The organism is Pseudonocardia yunnanensis (assembly GCF_039534065.1).
Lineage (GTDB): Bacteria > Actinomycetota > Actinomycetes > Mycobacteriales > Pseudonocardiaceae > Pseudonocardia > Pseudonocardia yunnanensis.
This window is the reverse complement of record NZ_BAAAUS010000020.1, coordinates 1-23,772: the sequence shown is the minus strand read 5'-3', so window position 1 is coordinate 23,772 and position 23,772 is coordinate 1. Positions and strand designations below refer to the sequence as shown.

The window sequence follows — 23,772 nt, the reverse complement described above, 5'->3', positions numbered from 1 at the left end:
ACGCCTTACGCGTTGGGGTCGGTGAGGTGCACAGCAGCCTCCTCGGCAGACGCTCCCGCGCCGTCCACTCCGACGTCTTGCGCGTCCAGCTCGCCGTCGATATCGCCGTCAGCGACGAGCCGGCCGGCTCGTGCATCGCCGACCTCGTCATCCCTCAGCTCTCCGTCGGTGTCGGAGACATCGCCGAGGTTGTCCCACTCTTCCTCGCTCCCGGAATCAGGCAGTTCGCGAGCCAGCAGGCGGTCCAGGCTCTCCCCCTCCGCTTCCTCCCGCGGCGTGGTTCCCCATTCATCCACCGCCCATGGGCGCTCGGGCGGCGACACTCCCTCGTCCAGCGGATCATCAGGTCCCCCGGAATCCAGGGTGTCCAGCTCGTCGAGCTGCTCGAACACGTCGTCGTCAACCTCGTCAGGGTCCACGTCATCCTCCCTTGGTGGCGGCCCGGCCGGACCAGTTCCCATGTCTTTCCGGCTGATTCTGCCGATCAACGCCTCGGCCCCTCGACGGGCATGTCCTCGTCGGCAGCCGAAATCTACATGCCCACCCGTGGACCGGGAATCGTCGTCACCGACGCCATCCGGACGGCCACCCTCAGCAATGATTGACGGGATCAGCACCGTGAGCCCTCTATGTCGCATTCTCGCATTTTGTCGAATTCGTCATGCCAACGATGGTCGGAGCGGGCACGCTCGCGGTCGGGTGTCACCGGCTGATCAGACCCACCACGGCCCGCTCCACCGTTGCCCGAACAGCGTCGTTGCAACCTTCGGGTCGTGCGGCCGACCAGTTCTCGAGGTTGCGGAGCGCGGGCAGCACTGTGGCGCCCTCATCGAACCGCTCGAGCACTCGCGGGTCGACGTAGGACATGCGCGCTACGGGCGGGGTGTTGCCGAGGTGCTCGGACACCTCCTTGACGGCCTGAGTCACCATCCGCTCACGGGCCCGCTCCTTCTCCGGCACCCCGCCCCGGGCCGTGCATACGGCGAGGGCGACCGCGGCGAGCACGGTGGCGTTCCAGGTCCGCAGATCCTTGGCCGTGTACTGCGGCCCCACCAGCTCCTTGACGGCCACGTTGAGGTCCTCGGCCCGCACGTGGTGCCAACCCCGCGTCGTGCGGAATGCCAGCAGCTCCTCTCCGCCGCCGCGGCGGCGCAGCAGCGAGTCCACCACCTTGTGCAGCAACGGGTCGCGCAGCGAGAGCGTGCGTGGGACATGACCCTTCGCCGGGTAGGAGAACAGCACGGCGCCCCGGTCGAGCCGCACGTGCTCACGCCGGAGTGTGGCGAGGCCGAACGTGCCGTCCTCGTGGTCGTCTCCCGGCGCGTACTCCTCGTCGCCGGAGCGGAACGCGCCGATGTCCAGCATCCGCACGCCCGCAGCGAGCACGCGCTCGCGCCCGAGTCCCGTCTCCTGCAGCCGGACCGACAACTCGCCTCGCATAGCCGGGAGCGCAGTTCCGAGCGTGAGCACTCGGTCGTACTTCTCCCGGTCTCGCAGGCGACGCCACTCGTCGTGGTAACGGTACTGCCGACGGCCCGCGGCGTCGGTGCCCACCGCTTGGATGTGCCCGTTCGGATCGGGGGAGATCCAGACGTCGTGCCAGGCGGGAGGAATCACCAGTGCCGAGATCCGCGCACTGACCGTGGGATCGTCGATCAGTTCGCCTGCCTCGTCGAAATAGCTCCAATCGGGCCCCCGCCTGCGGCGGGACAGACCAGGCGCCGCGGGGTCGACCCGAACCAGGTGGGCAGGTGGTTCGTTCATCAGCATCGCGTACTCCGGTGGTCGCGGCGCGACCATCTCCACATCCCTGGGCCTGATGCTCGCTTATACCATCGTAGCGAGCGTCTCGGCTTCATCGAGGAAGTCGGTTGCGCCTTTGGGCTGGTCAAGCCCGCAACCGTGTGGTCATCCCGACGCACAGGGTGTTCGACCACCAACCCGCAGCCACGTATCGGGCTGCTACCGAGAGGGAGCTCGAACAGAATGGATTCAGAGCAGACCTATCGAATCCACCTCCGCAGCGACGAATTTCAGTTCGAGAGCGAGATCCACGCCACTCAGGTGGACCGGGAAGACGGATGGACGGTGTTCTGGAACGGGAATGATGTTTTCCTGCGCGTCCGAGACGAGCACATCGTGAGTCTCGAGCATCTGGTGTAGTCGGCGCGGTCAATCGGCCGACGCCAGGGTGACCGCACAGCACGAGAGGAAGCCACGATGACGAGTTCTGACCTGTCACAGCTACACCGGGGGACTCCGGAGGAGCACTTGCGGAGCTCCGACCCCGTCCTGCGCACGGTGATCGACGGGATCGTGCGCGATGGCAACCAACCGGCACTGCAACCCGATCCGACGGAGCCACCCGATCCGAACATGCCGACCGACCGCTACGGCGTGCTCGTGCGCGCGATCGTCAGCCAGAACATCTCCAACAGCGCATCGCGCTCGATCTATCGGAGACTGACTGATCGCTTCGGTGGGCATCCGCCGACACCGCGGGAGATCCTCGACGACGATCCCGACAAGCTGTGCCAGGCCGCAGGTCTGTCGAGAGCGAAGACGGCGTCCCTGCGCTCGCTCGCCGAGCACATCGACTCCGGCGGCCTCGACCTCGAACGACTGCACGAACTGCCCGACGAGGACGTGATCGCACAGCTCTCGGCGGTGAAGGGCATCGGCACCTGGACCGCCGACATGTTCCTGATGTTCCATCTGAACCGGCCGGACGTACTGCCGGTCGGCGACCTCGGTCTCCGCCACGCCGTCGAGAAGGCGTACGGGCTGTCAGGACCACCCGGCCCCGCCGAGCTGGAGCGGATCGCTGAGCCATGGCGCCCGTACCGGACGCTGGCGTGTCTCTACCTCTGGCAGATGGCGCAGGCAACGCCGCAGGTCTAGACCCCCAAGCTGACCCCACCACTCGAGTCGTCACTCAACAGCCCTCACTCGCACACGGAGACTCAGATGCACGCATCGAACAGCCCGCCCGTCCCGGTCGAGGTACAGGTGACCGGTGTCCACACCGACGCTCTCGTGGCCGAGGTAACGGAGCGCATGCGCGCCGCCCTGCGCCACGCCGGCCGACCGGTCCTGCACGCCCGCGTACGCATCACCCGGGATGGCGACCCCGAGCGGCCGATCGTCGCTCAGGCCAACATCGATCTCGACGGCCGTCTCGTTCGCGCGCAGGTACACGGCGGGACCGACCGCGACGCGCTCGCACGCCTCGAGGAGCGCCTGCGCAACCGCCTGCAACACGTGAGCCGGACCGCCGGGACCTGGGAAGACCGCCGCGGGCGAAGCGAACCCTCGATGGCCGCGCCGCAGCCCGGCGACGAGCGGACCGAATGGCGCCATGGAGACCTGCCGACCCGCCGCGGGCCCTCCTACCCGCGCCCGCCGGCCGAGCGGCAGATCATCCGGCACAAGTCCTTCTCCGTCGCCGAGTCGGAGATCGACGAGGCCGCGTTCGACATGGAGTCGCTGGACTACGACTTTCACCTGTTCACCGAGCTGGGGAGCGGCCAGGACAGCGTCCTGTACCGCGCCGGCCCCACCGGCTACCGGATCGCCCAGGTGGAGCCGCACCCGGAGTCGTTGGCTCCCCACTCGCTGGAGGTCACCGTGAGCAGACAACCGGCGGCCGACCTGTCGACCGACGAAGCCATCGACCGCATGGCCGCCCTCGACCTGCCCTTCCTGTTCTACCTCGACCGGGAGCGCGGCCGTGGCGCGCTGCTCTACCACCGCTACGACGGGCACTACGGCCTCATCACCCCCGCCGACAGCGACTGAGTCAGGTCAGCCGGATCGCGACGAGCCCGCGGCGCACTCCCGTCGCCCACGACGACTCGCGGGTTCGCTGGTCAAGGCCGTCGGGTACCTCGGCTGTATGAGTGTCCCCGAGGGGTTTCCTGCCACCGCGATCGTCACCGGCTCCGACTCCGGAATCGGCCGCGCCACGGCTGTCGCGCTCGCTGCGGGGGGCTGCGACGTCGGCATCACCTTCCATTCGCACGACGCGGGGGCGCGCAGCACCGCCGAGCAGGTCCGTGCCCACGGACGCAAGGCCGAGATCCGCCGGCTGGACTTCGGCATGCTGCCGGGTGCTGCTGACGTCATCGACGACCTCGCCGACGCGCTCGGCGGCCTCGATGTGCTGGTCAACAGCGCGGGCACGGGCACCAGCACGCCCTTCCTGGACACCGACTACGACACCTGGCGAGAAGTGCTCGCGACCGATCTCGACGGTGCGTTCCTCTGCATGCAGCGCGCGGCCCGCCGGATGATCGCCGCGGGGCGCGGCGGCCGGATCGTGAACATCACGAGCGTGCACGAGTTCCAGCCACGCGTCGCCGCAGGCGCTTACAGCGCTGCGAAGGCCGGGCTCGGGCTGCTCACGAAGGTAGCCGCACTGGAGCTTGCCGAGCATGGGATCACGGTGAACGCGGTTGCGCCGGGCGAGGTCGCGACCCGGATGACCGGGCAGGAGGAGACGGATCCGCACTCGGTCGACCGCCCCGGTGTGCCGCTGGGTCGCCCCGCCGACGCTCGCGAGATCGCCGCGGTCGTCGCATTCCTCGCGTCGCCCGGCGCCTCGTACGTGACCGGTGCCTCGTGGCCCGTGGACGGCGGAATGCTGTTGATGGGACCAACGGCGGGTTCCGACCTCACCTCGAAGGACTGGCGCCCGTCGTAGGCCGCGACCGGATACCCGGAGTCACCTGGACCGGGCGAGGACCGGGCGCGCGGTCGGTGCCAGCGTGTCACGTTCGGGCTCCCGCTTGCGGAACTGGCCGGTGCGAGCGGAAGCGTGAGCGCTAGGAAAAACCACTGAGGCCATACCTGAGAGGACAGCGCCATTGGATGACCTGATCGCCTTCCTGCGGGCACGGCTCGACGAGGACGAGCGCGCTGCCGTCGCAGCGGCCGGGCAACAGACGTACTACGACTGGGAGGTCCACGAGGCAGAACCGCCCGAACAGCCGGAGGTCCGGGTCAAGGACAAGCCCTACCGGGTGGCCGGCGGCGTCGACGACAGCACGGCCATGCACATCGCCCGGCACGACCCAGCGCGTGTGCTGAGCGAGATCGAGTCCAAGCGTCGGCTGATCCAGTGGTGTGAGTGGATGGTCGGGGACTTCCGTGGGAGCGACGTGTGGAAGGACGTGCTCCCCCTGCTCGCCCTTCCCTACGTCGGCCACTCCGACTACCGGGCCGAGTGGCGGCCCGAGGACTAGAAAGAACCACACACTTATCTGATTTCCCGGACACACTTATCTCATCGACCCACCTCAATATCCCGCACTCGAGTTCGCCGACCACGTAGCCGTGACCAGGCAAAACAATCCCGCTTCAACACAGCGGCCCCGTACCGGACCACTCACATGACGGCTGATCTGTGGTTACATCCGTAATTGGGGCCGCGGCGCGGCGAGCCCTTCCCCGGTGCTCGGACGAGGCCCCCTGCATCAGCGTCGAACCTTGCGTCGCCACCGGCCAGAGCACCACGAACGTCGGCCAACCAGGACGAGAAGGAGATCGCCATGCCAGGACGTCTCCAGGGCAAGGTCGCCCTGGTCTCCGGCGCGGCGCGGGGGCAGGGCCGATCGCACGCGGTGCGGCTGGCGCGGGAGGGCGCCGACATCATCGCGTTCGACGTGTGCCGCCGGCTCGACACCGTGCCCTACCCGATGGCGAATTCGGAAGACCTCGAGGCGACGGCCAAGCTCGTCAAGGACCTCGACCGCCGGATCGTGACGCGCGAGGCGGACGTGCGCGACTCGGCAGCCGTGCAGGCCCTGATCGATGTGGGGGTGAGCGAGTTCGGCCGCCTCGACGTGGTGTGTGCCAATGCCGACATCATCGGGTTCGCGGAGAACACCTGGACCATGACCGAGGCCGAGTGGGGCGAGATGATCGCGGTCAACCTCACCGGGGTGTGGAAGACCGTGAAGGCGGCGGCACCCGCGATGATCGAGGCCGGCAACGGCGGCTCGATCGTCATCACCAGCTCGGCGGGCGACATGAAGGGTGTGCCCGGAATCGCGCACTACGTCGCGGCGAAACACAGCGTCGTCGGTCTGATGCGCAGCCTCGCCAACGAGCTGGCCCCACATTCCATCCGGGTCAACACCGTGCACCCCACGGGCGTCAACACGCCGATGACCGCAAACGACGTCACCATGCAGGCGATGTCCGCCGCCGCTGAACTGGTCAACATGCTGAACGCGCTGCCGGTGGAGATGGTCGAGCCGATGGACCTCTCCGACGCCATCGTGTGGCTCGCCTCCGAGGAAGCCCGCGACGTCACGGGCGTGTCACTGCCGGTGAACGCCGGGTTCGTGCAGTGGTGACCACATCAACTCCGCCGACGTGGCCGGCAGATTCATACGACCAGTCTGGTTCTCGCTGTTCCGGATGGACTCCGGCCCGTCGCTGCAGAGTTTCCTCGACAATGGCGCCATGCCCTCGTACTCCTTCAGCTTGGCTCAGATGAACCACTTCGTGGCGACGGCTCGGTCGGGGACCATGACACAGGCCGCCGACCGTTGCGGAGTCTCCGAGCCTGCACTCTCCGTCTCCATCCGTCGCCTCGAGCACCTGCTGGCGACTGACCTGTTCACGCGTCATGCGGGCGCAGGCGTTGAGCTCACAGACACGGGTAGAGCTCTACTACCCCTTGCCGAAGAATTGATTGCCGATGCGGAGCGAGTCAACAACTTCGCCGCCGAGCGGCACGGCACGGCCTCACTCCGGGTGGGCTGCACAGGTTCGATCTACCCATTCGTCGTGCCCATGCTTCAGGCCGATGACCGCAGAATGCCGCTCGCCCACTACCGAAGGCTCGAACCGGTGGTCGCCAAGGATGAGGATCTCCGTCAGATGGTGGCCGGCGGGCGGATCGACATGTGGATCGGAATGAGCGCCGACCCTGATCCCGCAGCGCAGTCCGAAACGTTCCACCGGGCGATCTCCCTCGCCCCCTACGTGATCGGTAGCCCCAGCACGCTGGGCGGCCTCGGCAGCACGATCACGATGCGCGACTTGGCCCAGCATCGGATCTGCGTCCTCGAAGAGCCCGTCAGCGTCCAATACGTCTCGCGGCTGTTCCGCGAGCACGGACAGCGCGTGCCGCCGCTCGTGAGGCTTCAGACGTGGGAGTCGTTGCGGTCGGTAGCGGCCGCCGGGCCCGAACTCGGCATCCTCAGCATCCCTGCCCCGCCCGTGTCGATCTCCGGCGTCCAACTGGTGATCCGCCGGATCGCGGAACCGGTCGCCGACATCCACCTCGGGGTCTTCGCACATCCGGGGCGGGCATCCGGACCCGTGGTCCACCGCGTTGCGGACCTCTGCCGACGCGCGATGCTGGCGAGTCTGGCCGCGGTCCCGGAACTGCGGGTGAGGTGACCGCCGCCACCTCACCCGATCACCGATCACAACTCCCGCGGCCGCGGGTCCGGAACCGGGATCGTGCGCAGATACTCGCCCACGGCCTTGCCGAGGCGATCCACCCGCAACGAGGACGAGCCGCCGGTGCCCAGCAAGCCCTTGAACAGGAAGTGGACCGCGTTGAGGTTCGGGAACTCGTGCCGCTCGACCTCGATCTCCTTCAGCTCGGTGATGCGGGCACGCAACGCCTCGATGCTGAGCACGGCGCGAAGCCACTCGTAGTCGGCAGGGTCCTTCACCCACACGCCCACGTTGTTGACCCCGCCCTTGTCACCGCTCCGCGCGTACGCAAGGTCTCCGAGCCGAACGGTCCGCACGTCCAGGGCCGCAGCGGGCAGCGGCGGTGTCACGTCCTGCGACGGCTGCCCGTCGAACGGAATGCGCTCGGGCAGTCCGACCGGGAACGAACCGCCGTTGACGAACTCCACGCGCTGGTCCAGCACGGACTGGTCGAGCAACCCGGGCCAGTATTCGATGCGCTGACGCACCGGCGAGCGGGCGTCCCCGGTGATCTCGTCGCAGTAGTACCCCGGAACTCCGGAGAGGTACACGCTCGCGAGGTGCGCGCCGATGTTGTAGCGCTCCAACAGCTCGGCCTCGTCCGCCACGGTGATGACTCGCAGGACGACGGTCGCCTCCCACTGCGAGCTCGGGTGCTCCGCGGGCACCCCGATCCTGGTGATGTCGTAGTGGACTCCGGTGCCGGCCAGGAAATCCGCGAGCTGGCTCTCGACGAACGCCGTCTTCTCCGCGACCTGCAGTCCGGTGAGGTAGGCCGTCGAGGCCGACTGATATCCGAGGCCGGCGAAGATCGAGACCTTGGTGGTCTCCGGCGGCGGCGAGCCCTTGGCGCCGCTCACCCGCACCCGGTCCTCCCCCACCTGCTCGAGGTGGACACTGCGCACATCCAGCGTGACATCGTTGTTCAGGTAGTACGGGCCCTGGATCTCATACAGCAGTTGGGCAGTCACGGTGTCGACCGTGACCTTCCCGTTCTGCCCCGAGTGCTTGCCGATCACGGCGCTGCCGTCCTCATGGATCTCGGCGATCGGGAAACTGAGCCGACGGACGTCCCCCAGGGTGTCGAACCCGGAGAAGTTGCCACCGACCGCCTGCGGCCCGCACTCGGTGATGTGCGCTGCGGCCAGGGCGCCGGCCAGCTTGTCCAACTCGTCGTCACGCCAGCCGTGGAACCACGCCGCGGAACCGACGACCAGAGAGGCGTCCGCGACCCGACCGGTGACGACGATCTGAGCACCTTCGGCCAGCGCCTTCGCGATGCCCCAGCCGCCGAGATAGGCATCCACCGAGATCGGGTCGAAGTCCGACGCATTCGTGATCTTCTTGCCGGTGTCCATATTGGTGAAGTGGTGACCGGCGGCGACCAGATCCGGAAAGCAGTCCAGCAGGTTGTCACCGAGCACGTAGGCCACCGACAGCTCGACACCGCGACCGGACGCGTACTCGTGGATGTCCTCGGCGAGCGCCTGCGGATTGAATCCCCCGGCGTTGGTGACGATTCGCGTACCGCTCGACACGACTGCGTCGAAAGAGTCCTTGAACTGCTCGAAGAACCTTGCCACGTAGCCACGTGAGGCATCCTTGTCGAGACGCGTCACGAGCGAGGCCAGCGTGATCTCAGCCAGATAGTCGCCGAACGCGACGTCGAGCGGATCGCCGGAGAGTACATCGGCCAACGCGCTCCACCGGTCGGCCTCGTACCCGGAAAAATTCCCGATCCGTAACGGACGAGAACTCAACTCCATCATCTTCTCTCACTGTTGTCCTGGAGTCCGATCCCCCACCGACTCCACTCACGGTGAACAGCCTCCAGCGAACCCGGCGCACGAACCATAAAAAAGCCGCATAATGCCATAAGCCCAGGTTATGAAGTGGCGTTTGATGCACGTCCCCGCAGCTCGCCACGACGACACCGAGTCAGGCGGGTCGGTCGACCCCCGGCTACTTTCACTTATCGCACATCGAGCTCGCATGAACACTTATCACAACCTGCCGGCGCCGAGCCGAAGGTAAGATCGGCTCCAAGTACACCGGCCAGGAGGATCACTCAGCATGTACGAAAGCACGGTCCGGACGCTCTCGGAAGAACTGAACAGCCTCGACCGAATCTTCGACGGGCTCACGAGTGAAGAGTGGGCCACGTCGACAAGATTGATACCCGTCGACGAGGATCTGCCGCACTGGACGATCCTCGAGCTGGCCGGACATCTCGAGTTCGCCATGACCATGGTCGACACGCTGATCGACGGAGAGAGCGACGAGGAGCCGCAACTGGATCCGGCCGGCTTCTACCTGGTCCGACGCTCCGATGTTGCACCTATCGCCTATCAGCACGCATACCAGACCGTCGGACGCAGGAGCGCGAGTCAGATGCGCGAAAGCTTCTCGACAACCTGCTCCGCAACACTGAAACGAGTAGAAGACGCGAGCCCCGACCTTGTCGGTCCAGCATTTTTCGGACCCATGCGCCTCGACGACTTCCTGGTGACGAGGGTGGTGGAGGCGGTGGTTCACGGACTCGACCTGACACAAGCGCTCGGGCGGGAGCCGGTCGCTGCTCCTTCCGGAATCGCAGCGACCGCCGCCGTCTTGGACGAACTGCTTGTTCGGCGTGCCACCGGGCAACGCCCCGCTGACCTGTCGGACGATCGGCACTGGGTCGAAGCCGCCGCGGGCAGGGTCCCGCACGCTGATCAGCGGCTGCCCCTCCTCGGTTAGATCGTCACCTTTCCTGCTCGGCGGCCAGCTGGATGGCCACGTCGATGATCATGTCTTCCTGTCCGCCGACGTACCCCAGCTCGCCGCAGCGCCGCAGAATCTCGTGCGTCGGCACCTTGTACCGCTCCCCCGCCCGCTCGGCGTGCAGCAGGAACGAGGAGTACACCCCCGCCCAGCCCTGCACGATCGCGTTGCGGTCCAGCTTCGGCCACCGGCGCAGGTAGGGACGCACCACCTCCTCCGCGGCGTCGAGCAACGCACCGACATCCAGCCCCGTGTCCACACCCAGCCGGTCGAACACAGCCGCCAGCACCTCCGTCGGCGAGTTGCCCGAACCCGCTCCGAGCGCGCACAGCGAGCCGTCGATGTACCGGACACCCGCCTCGTACGCCAGCACCGAGTTGGCCACACCGAGCGACAGGTTCTGGTGGCCGTGATATCCGACCCACGCCTCGTCGCCGATCTCCCCGAGCAGCGCCTCGAACCGCGCCGTGGCCTCGTGCATGAGCAGGGCACCCGCGGAGTCGGTGACGTAGACGGTCTGGCAGCCGGCGTCGACCATGATCCGGGCCTGCTTCGCCAGGTCCTCCGGCGGCGTCCGGTGCGCCATCATCAGGAATCCGACGGTCTCCATCCCCAGTTCCCGGGCCACCCCGAAATGCTGCGGCGACACGTCGGCCTCGGTGCAGTGGGTCGCGACCCGCACCATCCGCGCACCGGCGTCGTGCGCCCGGCGCAGGTCGTCGGCGGTCCCGATCCCCGGGACGAGGAGCACCGCGATCATCGCCTGCCGGGCCTCGTCCCTCGCCGCGGCGATCAACGCCATCTCGTCGGTGCGCGAGAAGCCGTAGTTGAACGACGACCCGCCGACCCCGTCGCCGTGCGAGACCTCGATGACCTCGACGCCGGCCCGGTCCAGCGCCCGGACCGTGTCGCGCACCTGCGTCTCGGTGAACTGGTGTGCCATGGCGTGGCTGCCGTCGCGCAGCGTCGTGTCGGTGATCCGCACGTCGTGCCGGAGTGCGGGCCGATCGGTTCCGGTGATGCCGTTCATGTCAGGACCGTCCCTTCGCGGCCGCCATCAGCTCGCCCACCTGGGCGGCCGCGGCGGTCATGATGTCGAGGTTGCCGGCGTAGTCGGGCAGGTAGTCGCCGTTGCCCTTGACCTCGAGGAAGATCGCCACGCGGGCCAGTGGGCCGTCCGGGCCGTCCCAGCCGGGCTGCGGATCGTCGAACTGCGGCTCGGCTCGGAGCGTGTAGCCGGGCACGTACTCCTGCACCGCGGCGACCATCTCGTGGATCGACGCCGTGATCGCGTTTCGGTCGGCGTCCGGGGAGATCGCGCAGAACACGGTGTCGCGCATGATCATCGGTGGCTCGACCGGGTTCAGGATGATCACGGCCTTGCCCCGGCGGGCGCCGCCGACCTCCTCGACCGCCCGCGCGGTGGTCTGCGTGAACTCGTCGATGTTCGCCCGGGTGCCGGGGCCGGCGCTGCGGGAGGCGACCGAGGCGACGATCTCCGCGTACAGGACCGGGGTGGTCCGGGAGACCGCGTGCACCATCGGGATCGTCGCCTGGCCACCGCACGTGATCATCGAGACGTTCGGCGCGTCCAGGTGCGCCGCCCCGTTCACCGGCGGCGACACCATCGGCCCCAGGTGCGCGGGCGTGAGGTCGACGGCCTGGATCCCCGCCTCGGCGTAGCGCGGGGCGTTCGCGATATGCGCCTTCGCGGAGGTCGCCTCGAACACCAGCTGCGGGAGCGGGTCCTGCCGCAGCAGCCAGTCGACCCCCTCGGCCGAGGCCGCAACGCCCTGCGCGCGGGCCCGGGCCAGGCCGTCGGACTCCACCACGCCGACGACGTACGCGACCTCGATCGCCCGGCTGCGCTGCAGCTTGGCCAACAGGTCCGTGCCGATGTTCCCGGGTCCGACGATCGCCGCCGTCACCTTCGAACTCACCTCAACCATTCCCGGACCTTCGCACCGAATCTGGGCGACGATGAAGCCGTGCGTTCCATTCAGCGAGACGGCGGACCGAACTCCGTCCTCGGCCGTGCACTGACGCTGCTGACGGCGTTCCACCCCGGCGATGGCGACCTGAGCCTCGCCGAGCTGTGCCTGCGCACCGGGGTCAGCAAAGCGACCGCACACCGGCTCCTGCAGGAGCTCGCTGTGTGGGACATCGTCGAGCGCACGGCGCACGGCTACCGCCTGGGCATGCGCCTGTTCGAACTCGGACAGCTCGCTCCCGGCCAGCGCAGCCTCCGCGAGACCGCGGCCCCGTTCCTCGCCGACCTCTTCGAGGCCACACACGAGACCGTCCACCTCGCGGTTCCCGATGACACCGAGGTCGTGTACGTCCACAAGATCGACGGCCGCCACGGGCCCACCGTCGCCTCCCGCATCGGGGGGCGGATGCCCGCCTACTGCACCGGCGTGGGAAAGGCGCTGCTCGCGTTCGCCCCGCCCGGACGGCTCGCGGCCGTTGTCGCCGCGGGCCTGCCCCGGCGGACACCGCGAACGGTCATCGCCCCCGGCCTGCTGGAGAAGGAGCTCGCCCGGGTGCGCGAACGCGGCGTGGCCGAGGAGCACGAGGAGTCGACCGTCGGGATCGCCTGCGTCGCGGCACCCGTCCTCGACGCCGATGGCACGGCTGTGGCGGCCGTGTCGATCACGGGTTGGGCCAACCGCCTCGACACCAGGCGGCTCGCACCTGCGGTGCGGACGGCGGTGCTGGGGATCTCCCGATCACTCATGCCCGATCGGACGGCCCCGCTCGATTGATCACGCCGGAACGTTCGGGGTGGGCAGGCGCGGCACCGCCATCAGGCTGCGACGGCTCTGCAACCTGCGGCTCACGATCTCGGCACTGTCCGACACGGCTCGGCCCAGGTCTCCCAGCCGCGACGGGGCGAAGGTGGAGCTGGGCCCGGCGATCGACAGGGCGCCGGCCGGTTGCCCGTCGGCACCGATGACCGCTGCCGCCACCGACGTGCGGCCGGGCTGGAACGACCGGCACACGAGGTAGCCGCGGACGCGCGCCTTCGCGAACTCCTCCGCGAGAGCGCCCATGTCGGGGAGCGCGATCTGCTCCTGCTTGCACACGCGACGCACCCGCAGGTCGGCGTCCGCCGGGTCGAGTGCCGCCAACGCGCTCTTGCCGCACCCGGACATGAACGCCGGCGCCCGCATACCGACCCGGTTCGACATCGTGACCCGCCTGGGCCCGGACTCCCGATGCACGTAGACGATCCATCCCTCGACCATCTGCCCCACGTGCAGTTCCTGGCCCGGGGTGCGCTGCAGGGCGGCGGTGCTGCCCTCGACCGCGTCGACGAGGCCGGTACGGTCGATGATGAGCCCGCCGAGCTCCAGCAGCAGGGGACCGAGGCGGTACCCGGCGCGGGGCACCGCCTCCAGCAAACCCTCCGCCACCAGGGTCCGGCACAGCAGGTGGACGGTCGAACGCGGAAGTCCGGTGCGCTCCGCCAACGAGCGCAGTGACAGCACGTCCAACGTCGGGCGGAACGCCCGGAGGATCAGAGCCGCCTTTCCGACAGATGCGCTCATGACCGGAGTCTGCTTCGGGTGCCCGATCGTGTCCAGGCACAGTGTCCAGCACAGTTGGACACACTCCTGGCTGACTCGAATCAGACAGATCAGGATCGCTGACCATGAGCCGCGTCTTCCAGGTGCAGGCCGGCAGCCCCGCCTCACGGTCGCGCCGGCCGGGACCATCACCGCCTTCGCAGCGGTCACCGTGGAGCGAGCGATCCGACGACTCCGCGAATCGGGGCCGGATCGTCGCGGGGTACCTGTCTCCGCACCCGCCCCACCTCATCTACGCCGAGAACCCGCCCCAGAATGAGCCGCGGTCCCACGGGGGCTGGGACGTGATGCGCTGGGGGTACGAGGAGCTGCGCCGCCGCATGAGCGCGCGGGCCCGGCCCGATGTCCTCATCGTGCACGCGCCCCACTGGATCACGATGGTGGGACATCACGTGAACTGCGTGCCCAATCCCCGCGGGATCTCGGTCGAGCCGATCTTCCCCAACCTGTTCCGCTACCACTACGACTTCCGGACCGACGTCGAGCTTGCCGAGGCGATCCTCGGCGAGGCCGACGGCCTCGGGCTCGTCACGAGCGCGATGCGCGAGCCGGACGTCCGCGTCGACTACGCGACCATCGGGGCCCTTCACCTCGTCAATCCCGCGTGGGACATCCCGGTCGTGTCGATCTCCGCGAACAACAACCCCTACTTCTACTCCGACGCCTCCCTCGACGAGATGGAGGTGCTGGGCGAAGCGACCCGCCGAGCCGTGGAGCGCACCGGACGCCGCGCGGTGCTCTTGGCCTCGAACTCCCTCTCGCACCTGCACTGGGACGTCGAGCCGGACCTGCCCGAGGACATGTCCCGTGAGCACCCGTACAACCAGCACCAGTACGAGTGGGACATGCGGCTCCTGCAGGCGGTCCGGGAGGGCCCCACGAGCCGGCTGCGCACCCTGATCGGCGAGCACATCGAGCAGACGGAGTCGGAGACGAAGGCCGGCAGCCTCACGTGGCTGCTTTCCGCCATGGGCTGGCCCGACCTCGCGGGTGACGTGCTCGCCTACGGCACGGTCATCGGTACGGGGAACGCCGTCGTCGAATGGATGCCCCGTGGCTGAGGAACTGGTGGCGGCCGCGATCGTGCCGGGGATGCCGCACCTGCTGGCGACCACCGACGCGGCTCCGAGCTGGGCACGGTTGGCGGCGGCGGTGCGGACGACCGGGGACCGGATCCGGGCCGCGGGCGCCGAGGTCGTCGTGATGGTGTCGACGCAGTGGTTCACGGTGCTCGGCCACCAGGTGCAGCTCGACCCGCACCTGGTCGGCGAGCACTGCGACGAGAACTGGTACCGCTACCCGTTCGGGCGCCAGCGCTACGACCTGCGGGTCGACACCGAGCTCTCGAGCGCGTGGGCGGACGAGATCGACCGGGCAGGCCTGCAGTCCAGGCGGACGCACTACGACGGCTTCCCGATCGACACCGGGACGATGACGGCGATGAACCTGCTCGACCCGGAGCATCGGCTGCGGCTCGCGCTGGTGTCGTGCAACCTCTACGCGGGCCCCGAGGCGATGGCGACCGTCGGCGCGGCCGCCACCGCAGCCGCGCGCAGGCACGGCAGGCGTGTCGCCGTGGTCGCGGTGACAGGGTTGTCCTCCGCGCTGATCCAGCGCTGGATCTCCCCCGCCGACGACCTCGTGGCCGATCCCGGCCACGAGGAGTGGGACCGCCGGATGCTCGACCTCGTCGTCGCCGGTAAGCAGACGGAGGCGCTGGCGCAGCGTGAGGAGTACGCCACCCGGGCTCAGGCCGACAGTCAGTTCCGGGCCTACCCGTTCCTGACAGGCGCCGGGCTCGAACGGCTCGGAACCGGAGAGCTGCTCGCCTACGGACCGATCTGGGGCACCGGCGCGGCGGTCGTGAATTGGACGCAGGAGGAATGATGGCTCGGACTGCTGTGGGATTCATCGAGGCCGAGGGCTTCGTGCCCGTCTTCGACGCGGTCGATGCGATGACGAAGTCGACGGAGGTCGACGTCCGCGGCGTCGTCCGCCTCGGCGGCGGCCTCGTCGCCGTCGCCGTATCCGGTGACCTCGCCACGGTCGAGGAGGCCGTGGAGATCGGTGAGGAGACGGCCCGGGCCATCTCGGGACGGGGCGTGAAGTCCGTCGTGTTCGCCAGCCCGGCCGAGCCGATCGTCGCGCTCGCCGGTGACATCACTCTGATCGGAAGCTGAGGACCAGAGCATGCCAACCTCCGAGCGTGCCATCGGGATCATCGAGACCCGCGGCGTCGTCGCCCTGACCGCCGGCATCGAGGCGATGATGAAGACCGCCGACGTCCGCACCATCGCCGTCGAGCGGGTGAGCAGCGGCTATCTCGCCGCAGCGGTGCAGGGCACGCTCGCGGCGGTGCGCTCCGCCGTCGACGCCGGCGCCGCCGCCGTGAAGCAGTACGGGGAGCTCCGCGCCGCCCAGGTCTACCCCAAGCCGCACCAGCAGGCCGGCGCCCTGCTCGAGGGCGCCCCGAACCAGCGCCTGCGCACCGCGATCGCAGCACTCGAGCCGGGCGCGACGCCGTGATGCTCGGCACGGTGGTGGGCCGGGTGTGGGCCGACCGCCAGCTGCCGGGCCTCACCGGCCGCCGGCTGGTCCTCGTCGCGGTGATCGGGTCCGACCGCCGGGAGGTGGCGATCGACCTCGTGGACGCCTCTCCCGGCGTGGCCGTGCTGGTCGCGACGGATGAGGCGGCGGCAGCAGCGGCCGGTGACCCCACCGTCGACGCCGCGGTGGTCGCGCTGGTCGAGAACTGGGACGCGGAGCGGTGACCAAGCGATTCGATGGGCCGGCCGAAACGCGGATCCCCGTCACCTCGGCGCCGGACGCGCCGCTCGCCCGGCGCCGGCACGCGCTGCGCCGGACCAGGGGGGCATCGGTCTCCACGCTCGTGCTCGACGTCGGCGGGGTGGTGATCCCGACGCTCTTCGAGACCGTGACCAGGCGGGGCCTTCCCAGCGGCCCGTTCTCGACGTCCGCTGCGCCGGACCCGGAGTATCCGCTGGTGGAGAACGGCCAGCTGGCCGAGCGCGACTACTGGGACCGGCTCGCGGAACGGCGGCCGGACCTCGACATCGGGGCGCTCTGGCGCAGTTGTTCGGTGGTCCGTGCGGAGATGACGGGCCTGGTCGAACGGATCGACGGACGGGTCCGGCTGGCCGCGTTCACCAACGACATGGCGCACTGGTTCGGCTCCGACTGGGAGGTGAAGTTCCCGATCATGCGCTGGTTCGACACGATCGTCGAGGCTGCCGCGCTCGGCGTGTTCAAGCCCGAGCCGGAGGCGTTCCGGATGGCTGCGGACGCCCTCGGCGAGGATCCGCGGCGCTGCCTGTTCGTCGACGACCTCGCGGCCAACCTGGGCGGTGCCGCAGCGGTCGGGATGCGCACGGAGCTGTTCGACGTGCGGGACCCGGCCGGGTCGATGGACCGCATCGCGGCCGCCCTGGCCCTTCCCCCACTCCAGCGGCCCCGCCGCGTCTTCGCGCTGTCGCAGGTGCAGGGTTGAGCACCGACGTGGAGCTGCAGCGACTCGCCGAGCTCGGCCTGTCGCTGCCGGAGCTGCGCGCGAAGGCCGGCAACTACCTCGGCTGGGTGCGGGCGGGGGACCTTTTGTTCCTTTCGGGCCAAGGCGCCGACGGGTGGACCGGCCGCGTCGGGGAGACGCTCACGGTCGAGCAGGGCTACCAGGCCGCCCGGTCCTGTGGTCTGAACCTCCTGGCGCAGGTGCGCGACGCCGTGGGAGGGCTCGCGGCGGTCCGGCAGGTCGTGCAGGTGCGGGGGTTCGTGTGCTGCACGGACGACCTCCAGGAGATCCCGCAGGTCGTGAACGGCGCATCGGACCTGTTCGTCGTGGTGTTCGGGGAGCGGGGCCGGCACGCGCGTACCGCGCTCGGCGTGCGAGCCCTTCCGCTCGGGTTCGCTGTCGAGATCGACATGGTGGTCCAGCTCGGGTGACCGAGTCACGACCGGGGAAGGCTGAGGCATGACCACTGGTACGCCCACATCGGGCTCGCTGACCGTCCACCTGGTCCGCCACGGCCAGACCGCGAGCTACGCCGAGGACGCCGGGCTCACGGAGCTCGGCCGCAAGCAGGCGACCGACCGGGGCACGGCACTCGGCGCCACGGTGGCCGACGGCGAGCACGTCACGTTCGGTTTCGCCCCGACGCTGCGGGCCCGCGAGACGGCGGAGTTGCTCCGCGCAGCTCTGCTCGAGCAGACGGCGGAGCGCGGAATCGCGATCACCGGTACCGAGATCCGGGTCGAGCCCGGATACCGCAACCTCCAGGTGTGGGCGGACGGCCGCCTTGCCGACCCGACCCAGGCCCGACGGCGGGCCGCCGAGCTTGCCGCCGGGCCCGGAGTCCCGCCCGGATGGGTCACCGAGGCCGCGCGGTTCTGGAACACCCACGAGACGGGCGACGCGATGGGGTTCTGGCTGTCCACCCCGCTGCTCTGGCACGAGCCCCCGGCGTCTGTCGTCTACCGGCTGGTCCGCACCAGCCTCGACCGCGTCGTGGACGGCGCCGATCGGCGGCTCGTGATCGGCTCCCACTCGGGATGTCTGCGCGCGATGGTGATGTGGGCAGCCGGAGTGGATCCCGGCGAGCCCGGCAACGGCGAGGACGTCGTTCTCCGCGTGACCGCGGGCAGCGACGTCGTGAGCGTGGCCTACGCCGACCTGGGATGGGAAGCCCGGGTGCCGGCCGCCCGGCTCGACTGGTCCTCGGACTCCTAGCACCCGACGCGGGCGCGGCGCTGGTTCGCCGCTCCCGCGAAACGGGCCTTCTCACCGGTCGTTCCGCAACCCGCCGAGCGGAGCGCGGTCTGCAAGGCCGCCAGGCACGCCTTGGCCCCCTCGTCCTCGCCGGAGCCGGGAGGCCCGGAGCGGTCCACGGCCTGCTGCTTGGTGTCCAGGTGAGCACGCCGTTGCCCACCCGGGTGCGCGCGTCGCGCGCCACCCGCGTGAGCCCTGCCGTCACGGAGTCACAGACGTACTCGGAGTGCGGCGTGCCGCCGCCATCACCGCGCCCCTGGTGGCCGGCGAACTAGTCAAGGATGGAGACCACACCGGTGTGGCCGTCGACGCGCACGCGCTGACCGGTCTTGATCGCGGCGACGGCGTTGCCGGTGCCGACGACTGCAGGCATGCCGTACTCGCGGCAGACGATTGCGGTGTGGCTCATGATCCCACCGACGTCGGACACCGTCGCCACGATCCGTGTGAAGATCGGCGCCCAGGCCGGAGAGGTCGCCGGGCACACCAGCACCTCCCCCGGCTCGACCGAGCCCAGCTCACTGACGTGCCGAAGGACCCGGGCGGGCCCCTCGGCGACACCGGGTGACGCCCCGAGCCCACGCAGGGTCGCCGGCCCTTCGCCGTCGGTGTCGGCCAGCCAGTCCGTCACCGCGGAGGTCGTGATTCCCCAGAGCATCACCGTGAAGGGCTCGTTGATCTCGGTGGGCGGCGGTCCGAGCGCCGGAGGGGGCTCCCACGCCTGCAGTGCCGTGAAGACCCGCCTGCGCTCCGCGACGATCGGACGCCAGTAGCTCGCACCCCGCGACTGCGTGCCGACCGACCACCCGATGACCGCGTCGTAGATCAGCTCGCTGACCTCGGTGCGCCGCAGGAAGAACATGTCCTCGGGGTCGTCGAGAGCGCCCATCGCGGCGAGCGCACGCGACAGCTCCTTCGATTTCGCCCAGAATGCCGCCCACATCCAGTGCTCGATGTAGAGAACGTGCTCCTCGATGTAGGTGAACACCAGGCGGGCCAGCTCGACGGCCTGGTCGAATCCGGCGTGATCCTCGGAAGCCAGGAGCTCGCGGTACTCACCCGTGATCCGGTCGCGCTCACGCAGCACACCGGCCGTGTCGCGATCGATGTCCTCGCCGGCCCGCAGCCGCCGCAGGTACTCGCGCACGGAGACGAGCGGGATATCCGGATCATCCGCCCACGTGTCGTACGTGTGGTAGCCACCGGGGTGACCCGGGTCGGTGTTGATGACGAACCACGGGTCGGCGGTGGTCTGCCAGTCCGCGACCCAGGACGCGCCGGCCGGGTCGTCGACGAGCGAGGCGAACAGCTCGGCGGCCGCGCCGTCGGCCAGCACCGCGTCACCGATGCCGAGTCGCTGGGCCTCCTTGGCGAGCCTGCGCAGCTCGTCGTCGGGCCGGTAGAGATCGACGCGCAGGCCACCGACCATGCGCGCGATCGACTGGTCGCCGATTCCGGGGAAAGCGGTCTTGCAGAGCTGGAAGAAATTCAGGTAGGCGGCGTAACCAATGTTGAGCAGCTCGAAGTGGTACTGGTACGTCTCGTACATCGACAGCACGAGCTGCTCGAAATCACGAATCAACCGGTAGCCCGCCGAGTGCCCCACGTGCTCGTGGATCGTCTCGATCGGTTCGAGATCCGGGAGCGGTTCGAAGGTCAGGAAGCGGATCTCGGTGAGCTTCGCCAAGACCTTCTTCTTCCACTCCCCGTAGATCTCGTCCCAGTTCTCGTAGTAGTGGCTCGCCCGGCTCGCGAACTCGGCGGCGCGTTCCGCGATCTGTTCCGGCGGCGCCGGCACCGGCGTGACATAGAGCCGCCCGTTCAGGATGCGCTGGTCGACGCCGAACGCGGGCGGCATCGAGAAAACACGGGTGTTGAAGGCGCCGAGCGCCTGCCACCAGCACTCGCACATGATTTCGTCGTACGGGTGAATGACCTCGGGGTGGTGCAGACGGTCGGCGAACCAGAACCGCTCCTCGTCTTGCTTCTGCCGATCGGCCGAGAACAGGTGGTACCAGTTGTACATCCGCTCCCAGCCCTCGGCGCCGTCAGGCGTGGGAATCGTGAACGGACTGGGGAACTTCGCATCTGCCATGTCGCGCTCCTGAGTCGGGGGAACAGCAGGCGGACCGGCCGCGAGGAGTGGGCCGCCGGAGATTCGGGAATGTGGTGGGTCAGGCCTGGCGGGCGGACCCGGGGACCAGGTGCGAGAGGATCGAGTCGATCACCGATCCCTCGCGGGTGGCCCGGCTCGGCGACGTGCGCGACCAGACCGTCTCCGGTCGCGACTGCACGAGGTAGACGTTCTCCGCGCCCTCATCGGAGCCGATCACGAACTCGCCGTCCTGGGGAACGCCGAACTGGCGCTCCACCAGCTTCGCAAGCCGCAGAAGCTCGGTCAGCTCCTCCGCGGTTACCGACGGGGCCTCGCGCAGCTCCGGCTCGACCTGCGCGCTCGTGGTGCCTTGACCGGAAGCGGCCCGCACGAGCCGCACGTCCTTCACGACCAGGTCCCGCCGGACGATCTCACCGGTGACCTTGTCGAGGTAGAAGCGGTCGGGGGTCACCGAGCCCGACACGACTGGCTCGCCGAGCCCCCAGACCGACTCGCACACGACCTTCGAGCGGTCGCCGTTCTCGGGGTTGAGCGTCATGAAGACCCCTGCGGCGCGGGCCGGCACCATGACCTGCACGACCACGGCCATCGACGCTCCGGCGCTGCTCAGCCCGGCCTTGCGGCGATAGTCCATCGCTCGCGCGGTGAACAGGCTCGCCCAGCAATCCCGGATGCGGTTGATCAGCTCGGCCTCACCGCTCACCCATAGGTAGGTGTCGTGCTCCCCCGCAAAGCTGTGGTCAGCAGAGTCCTCCGCGGCCGAGCTGGAGCGCACGGCGACGGCAGCGTCGTGGCCGAGCGCCGCGTACGCCTTGGCCACCGCGCCGGTGAGTGTGTCGCCGAGCGCAACACCCCCGATGAGCTCGCGGACCTCGGCGCCGACGGCCTCGAGGTCCTCGGCCGCGGCGTCGGGTGCCACGCCGCCTGCCATGGTGTCGATCTCCGCCAAGAGGTCGGCGCCGACGGCCGCACGGAAGGCCGCCGTCGAGACCACGAACGCGGGGGGCACACGGACCCCTGCCTCGGTCAGCCGGGCCAGGCCTGCGCCCTTCCCGCCGAGCAGGTCGCTGCCCGCGGCATCGGAGCGGTGGATCCAGACGATGTGCGGGGCGTTCACGTGCGGCTCCTTGTAGGGATGTGCGGGCAGGTCACGACCGGTGGATCTCGATACAGACGTTGGTGGGCCGGCTGTAGAAGTCGACGGCCGCGTGGCCGCCCTCGCGGCCCACGCCCGACCGGCCGTTGCCGCCGAACGGGCTGCGGAGGTCGCGCAGCCACCACGAGTTGACCCAGGCGAGGCCGACGTCGAGGCGTGGGGCCACCCTGTGAGCGCGGTCGACGTCACCGGTCCAGACGGTGGCGGCGAGGCCGTACGCGGTGTCGTTCGCGAGCGCCACCGCCTCGTCCTCGGTGTCGAACGGCGCCACGTGGCAGACCGGCCCGAACACCTCCTCCGTCGTCACCTGGGCGTGCTGGTCCAGCCCGGTCCAGATCGTCGGCGCGAAGTACGCCCCGCCGTCCAGCGCGTCGCCGAAGGAGACCGGCCCGCCGCCGGAGTGGACAGTGGCACCCTCCTTGACCGCGATGTCGCAGTAGGACTGCACCTTCTCCCGGTGCTCGCGGGAGATCAGCGGCCCCAGACTGGTCCGCGGGTCGTCCGGACGCCCCGCCACCAGGTCGGCGGCCTGCTCCGCAAGCCCGGCGACGAACTCGTCGAAGATCGGCCGCTCGACGTAGACCCGCTCGGTGCACAGGCACACCTGGCCCGCGTTGGTGAACACCGATCGGGCAGTGCCACTGACGGCGCGCTCGAGGTCGGTGTCGGCGAATACCAGCGCGGCGTTCTTCCCGCCGAGCTCGAAGGAGACCGGCGTGAGGTTCGGCGCGGCGGCAGCCATGATCGCCGACCCGGTCGCCGACTCCCCGGTGAACGTGATCGCGTCGACGCCGGGGTGGGTCGTCAGGAACTCACCGGCGGACGCCGGCCCGAGCCCGTGCACGACGTTGTAGACGCCGTCCGGGATGCCCGCGTCGGCGATCACCTCGGCCAGCAGGGTCGCCGACGAGGGGGTGAACTCCGACGGTTTCACGACGACCGTGTTGCCGGCCGCGAGCGCGGGCGCGACCTTCCACGTGAGCAGCAGCAGCGGCAGATTCCACGGGACGATGACGGCCACGACGCCAACCGGTTTGCGGTAGGCGTAGTTGAGGGCGCGGCGGCCGTCGGCGGTCTCGGTGGAGTAGCTGTCCTGGTTCCCGGCCCCGTAGAGGAAGTCGGCCCCGTGGTCGAAGTTCGCGGAGGCACGGGCGACGTCGAGGCTGCGTGCGAGTGCGAGTGGCTTGCCCGTGTCGCGCACCTCGGCGGCAACGAACTCATCGGCCCTCTCCTCGAGCAGGCGGGCCACCTGCCGCAGGAGTGCGGAACGCCCCGCGGGCCGCGTACGGCCCCACGGGCCGGCCAGCGCGTCACCCGCCGCCCGCACGGCCGCGTCGACCACGGAACGGCTCGCTTCGTGGACCTCGGCGACGACGCTTCCGTCGACCGGGCTCGTCCTCACGAACGTCCGAACACCGTCGACGGTGCGGCCGGCGATCACGTTGAACAGCGCAGGAGGGTTGGCCATGGATTCTCCGATTGCCGCCGACCTGTGAGGCCGGCGGGCGGTCATGGTTTGCTCTGGAGGCCCGTCGTGCGGGACGGGTGCGGTGGGGGTACAGATCAGCAGCCACGGAGTCGCCGGTCCAGACCGGTGTCTTGCACTGCTGGACATCGGTAACTCCCGGTGGCCGAGCCGTCGCGCTGACGTGCATCGATGTACGGCGTGCGCGTGCCGGACGACCGCACGTGGTCGTCATCGTCGACCGATTCGGCGACGTCACCCGCGGGCCGGCCCGGCATTCCGGACAACCGGGGGCCTCGTTGTGAGCCATACATGGTACGCCCCGGGGCTTCTCTCGACCCCTACGTCGCGAAGCTGCAATCAGTAGGGGTTGGCGACGAAGAGCTCCTGCGCCGGGAAGAGCGTGATGACCTGAGGCGGGCCGTCCGGAACGATGACGACCTCCTC

Annotated in this window: 26 protein-coding genes and 1 pseudogene; 17 read left to right on the top strand and 10 right to left on the bottom strand. The window is 69.4% G+C overall.

Annotated features, from left to right (window positions below):
* Positions 1-5: 5 nt before the first annotated feature.
* Both ABD743_RS18925 and ABD743_RS18920 read right to left on the bottom strand, forming a co-directional pair.
* Positions 6-461 carry a DUF5709 domain-containing protein gene (locus tag ABD743_RS18925; protein ID WP_344723594.1) on the bottom strand — a complete coding sequence of 152 codons (456 nt, stop codon included), beginning with the start codon at positions 459-461 and terminating at the stop codon, positions 6-8.
* 241 nt (positions 462-702) lie between these two features.
* Entirely contained in the window at positions 703-1,800 is a 1,098-nt protein-coding gene (locus ABD743_RS18920) for a DNA topoisomerase IB (protein WP_344723428.1), read from the bottom strand.
* A 186-nt stretch (positions 1,801-1,986) separates the two neighbouring features.
* On the opposite strand from ABD743_RS18920, the gene ABD743_RS18915 reads away from it, so the two are divergent.
* From ABD743_RS18915 to ABD743_RS18885, 7 genes are all read left to right on the top strand, one after another.
* Positions 1,987-2,163: a hypothetical protein gene (locus ABD743_RS18915; RefSeq protein ID WP_344723427.1), complete on the top strand. Its 177-nt coding sequence runs from the start codon at positions 1,987-1,989 to the stop codon at positions 2,161-2,163.
* Positions 2,164-2,220: 57 nt separating this feature from the next.
* On the top strand, positions 2,221-2,901 hold the full coding sequence (locus ABD743_RS18910) for a DNA-3-methyladenine glycosylase family protein (RefSeq protein ID WP_344723426.1): 681 nt from the start codon (positions 2,221-2,223) through the stop codon (positions 2,899-2,901).
* A 66-nt stretch (positions 2,902-2,967) separates the two neighbouring features.
* Positions 2,968-3,798 (top strand): sigma 54 modulation/S30EA ribosomal C-terminal domain-containing protein, encoded by an 831-nt coding sequence (locus ABD743_RS18905; RefSeq protein WP_344723425.1) that lies wholly within the window; start codon positions 2,968-2,970, stop codon positions 3,796-3,798.
* A 97-nt stretch (positions 3,799-3,895) separates the two neighbouring features.
* Positions 3,896-4,702: an SDR family oxidoreductase gene (locus tag ABD743_RS18900; protein WP_344723424.1), complete on the top strand. Its 807-nt coding sequence runs from the start codon at positions 3,896-3,898 to the stop codon at positions 4,700-4,702.
* 163 nt (positions 4,703-4,865) lie between these two features.
* Complete coding sequence (locus tag ABD743_RS18895; protein WP_344723423.1) at positions 4,866-5,243, top strand: DUF6221 family protein; 378 nt, start codon at positions 4,866-4,868, stop codon at positions 5,241-5,243.
* A 306-nt stretch (positions 5,244-5,549) separates the two neighbouring features.
* Positions 5,550-6,359, top strand: coding sequence for a mycofactocin-coupled SDR family oxidoreductase (locus tag ABD743_RS18890; RefSeq protein ID WP_344723422.1), 810 nt, complete (start codon positions 5,550-5,552; stop codon positions 6,357-6,359).
* A gap of 64 nt (positions 6,360-6,423) precedes the next feature.
* Positions 6,424-7,413 carry a LysR family transcriptional regulator gene (locus tag ABD743_RS18885; RefSeq protein WP_344723421.1) on the top strand — a complete coding sequence of 330 codons (990 nt, stop codon included), beginning with the start codon at positions 6,424-6,426 and terminating at the stop codon, positions 7,411-7,413.
* A 26-nt stretch (positions 7,414-7,439) separates the two neighbouring features.
* Here ABD743_RS18885 and ABD743_RS18880 read toward each other — a convergent pair whose 3' ends face one another.
* Positions 7,440-9,221, bottom strand: a complete 1,782-nt coding sequence (locus tag ABD743_RS18880; RefSeq protein WP_344723420.1) for an acyclic terpene utilization AtuA family protein — start codon at positions 9,219-9,221, stop codon at positions 7,440-7,442.
* A 307-nt stretch (positions 9,222-9,528) separates the two neighbouring features.
* Between ABD743_RS18880 and ABD743_RS18875 the strand changes: the two genes are divergently transcribed.
* Positions 9,529-10,194 carry a maleylpyruvate isomerase N-terminal domain-containing protein gene (locus ABD743_RS18875; RefSeq protein ID WP_344723419.1) on the top strand — a complete coding sequence of 222 codons (666 nt, stop codon included), beginning with the start codon at positions 9,529-9,531 and terminating at the stop codon, positions 10,192-10,194.
* 4 nt (positions 10,195-10,198) lie between these two features.
* Here ABD743_RS18875 and dmpG read toward each other — a convergent pair whose 3' ends face one another.
* Entirely contained in the window at positions 10,199-11,248 is a 1,050-nt protein-coding gene (gene dmpG, locus ABD743_RS18870) for a 4-hydroxy-2-oxovalerate aldolase (RefSeq protein WP_344723417.1), read from the bottom strand.
* Between the two features lies 1 nt (position 11,249).
* Positions 11,250-12,167: an acetaldehyde dehydrogenase (acetylating) gene (locus tag ABD743_RS18865; protein ID WP_344723416.1), complete on the bottom strand. Its 918-nt coding sequence runs from the start codon at positions 12,165-12,167 to the stop codon at positions 11,250-11,252.
* Positions 12,168-12,206: 39 nt separating this feature from the next.
* Between ABD743_RS18865 and ABD743_RS18860 the strand changes: the two genes are divergently transcribed.
* A complete protein-coding gene (locus tag ABD743_RS18860) occupies positions 12,207-12,983 on the top strand; it encodes an IclR family transcriptional regulator (protein ID WP_344723414.1) in 777 nt (258 codons plus the stop codon).
* On the opposite strand, the gene ABD743_RS18855 is transcribed toward ABD743_RS18860, so the two are convergent.
* Positions 12,984-13,769, bottom strand: a complete 786-nt coding sequence (locus ABD743_RS18855) for an IclR family transcriptional regulator (RefSeq protein WP_344723413.1) — start codon at positions 13,767-13,769, stop codon at positions 12,984-12,986.
* Positions 13,770-13,873: 104 nt separating this feature from the next.
* Between ABD743_RS18855 and ABD743_RS18850 the strand changes: the two genes are divergently transcribed.
* From ABD743_RS18850 to ABD743_RS18815, 8 genes are read left to right on the top strand one after another with little or no spacing between them, the layout of a single operon-like run.
* Positions 13,874-14,869, top strand: a complete 996-nt coding sequence (locus ABD743_RS18850) for a DODA-type extradiol aromatic ring-opening family dioxygenase (RefSeq protein WP_344723412.1) — start codon at positions 13,874-13,876, stop codon at positions 14,867-14,869.
* Positions 14,862-15,695: a DODA-type extradiol aromatic ring-opening family dioxygenase gene (locus ABD743_RS18845; RefSeq protein ID WP_344723411.1), complete on the top strand. Its 834-nt coding sequence runs from the start codon at positions 14,862-14,864 to the stop codon at positions 15,693-15,695. Before ABD743_RS18850 ends, ABD743_RS18845 begins: the two co-directional genes overlap by 8 nt.
* Complete coding sequence (locus tag ABD743_RS18840; RefSeq protein WP_344723410.1) at positions 15,695-15,988, top strand: BMC domain-containing protein; 294 nt, start codon at positions 15,695-15,697, stop codon at positions 15,986-15,988. The genes ABD743_RS18845 and ABD743_RS18840 overlap by 1 nt, the downstream gene beginning before the upstream one ends.
* A 10-nt stretch (positions 15,989-15,998) precedes the next feature.
* Complete coding sequence (locus ABD743_RS18835; protein ID WP_344723409.1) at positions 15,999-16,334, top strand: BMC domain-containing protein; 336 nt, start codon at positions 15,999-16,001, stop codon at positions 16,332-16,334.
* A complete protein-coding gene (locus ABD743_RS18830) occupies positions 16,334-16,579 on the top strand; it encodes a EutN/CcmL family microcompartment protein (RefSeq protein ID WP_344723593.1) in 246 nt (81 codons plus the stop codon). The genes ABD743_RS18835 and ABD743_RS18830 overlap by 1 nt, the downstream gene beginning before the upstream one ends.
* On the top strand, positions 16,576-17,316 hold the full coding sequence (locus tag ABD743_RS18825) for an HAD-IA family hydrolase (protein WP_344723408.1): 741 nt from the start codon (positions 16,576-16,578) through the stop codon (positions 17,314-17,316). Before ABD743_RS18830 ends, ABD743_RS18825 begins: the two co-directional genes overlap by 4 nt.
* Positions 17,313-17,765 (top strand): RidA family protein, encoded by a 453-nt coding sequence (locus ABD743_RS18820; protein WP_344723406.1) that lies wholly within the window; start codon positions 17,313-17,315, stop codon positions 17,763-17,765. Before ABD743_RS18825 ends, ABD743_RS18820 begins: the two co-directional genes overlap by 4 nt.
* A 28-nt stretch (positions 17,766-17,793) precedes the next feature.
* Positions 17,794-18,549 (top strand): histidine phosphatase family protein, encoded by a 756-nt coding sequence (locus tag ABD743_RS18815; RefSeq protein WP_344723404.1) that lies wholly within the window; start codon positions 17,794-17,796, stop codon positions 18,547-18,549.
* Here ABD743_RS18815 and ABD743_RS18810 read toward each other — a convergent pair.
* From ABD743_RS18810 to ABD743_RS18795, 4 genes and pseudogenes are all read right to left on the bottom strand, one after another.
* Positions 18,546-18,829 (bottom strand): annotated as a pseudogene (locus ABD743_RS18810) (6,7-dimethyl-8-ribityllumazine synthase); the annotation flags it as partial. The gene ABD743_RS18815 and the pseudogene ABD743_RS18810 overlap by 4 nt on opposite strands.
* A 30-nt stretch (positions 18,830-18,859) precedes the next feature.
* The gene (locus ABD743_RS18805) at positions 18,860-20,683 is read right to left on the bottom strand and encodes a PEP-utilizing enzyme (protein WP_344723403.1); all 1,824 of its coding nucleotides are present in this window, start codon (positions 20,681-20,683) and stop codon (positions 18,860-18,862) included.
* Between the two features lie 79 nt (positions 20,684-20,762).
* Positions 20,763-21,821 carry a PEP/pyruvate-binding domain-containing protein gene (locus ABD743_RS18800; RefSeq protein ID WP_344723402.1) on the bottom strand — a complete coding sequence of 353 codons (1,059 nt, stop codon included), beginning with the start codon at positions 21,819-21,821 and terminating at the stop codon, positions 20,763-20,765.
* A gap of 31 nt (positions 21,822-21,852) precedes the next feature.
* A complete protein-coding gene (locus ABD743_RS18795) occupies positions 21,853-23,328 on the bottom strand; it encodes a 2-hydroxymuconic semialdehyde dehydrogenase (RefSeq protein ID WP_344723401.1) in 1,476 nt (491 codons plus the stop codon).
* Positions 23,329-23,772 lie beyond the last annotated feature (444 nt).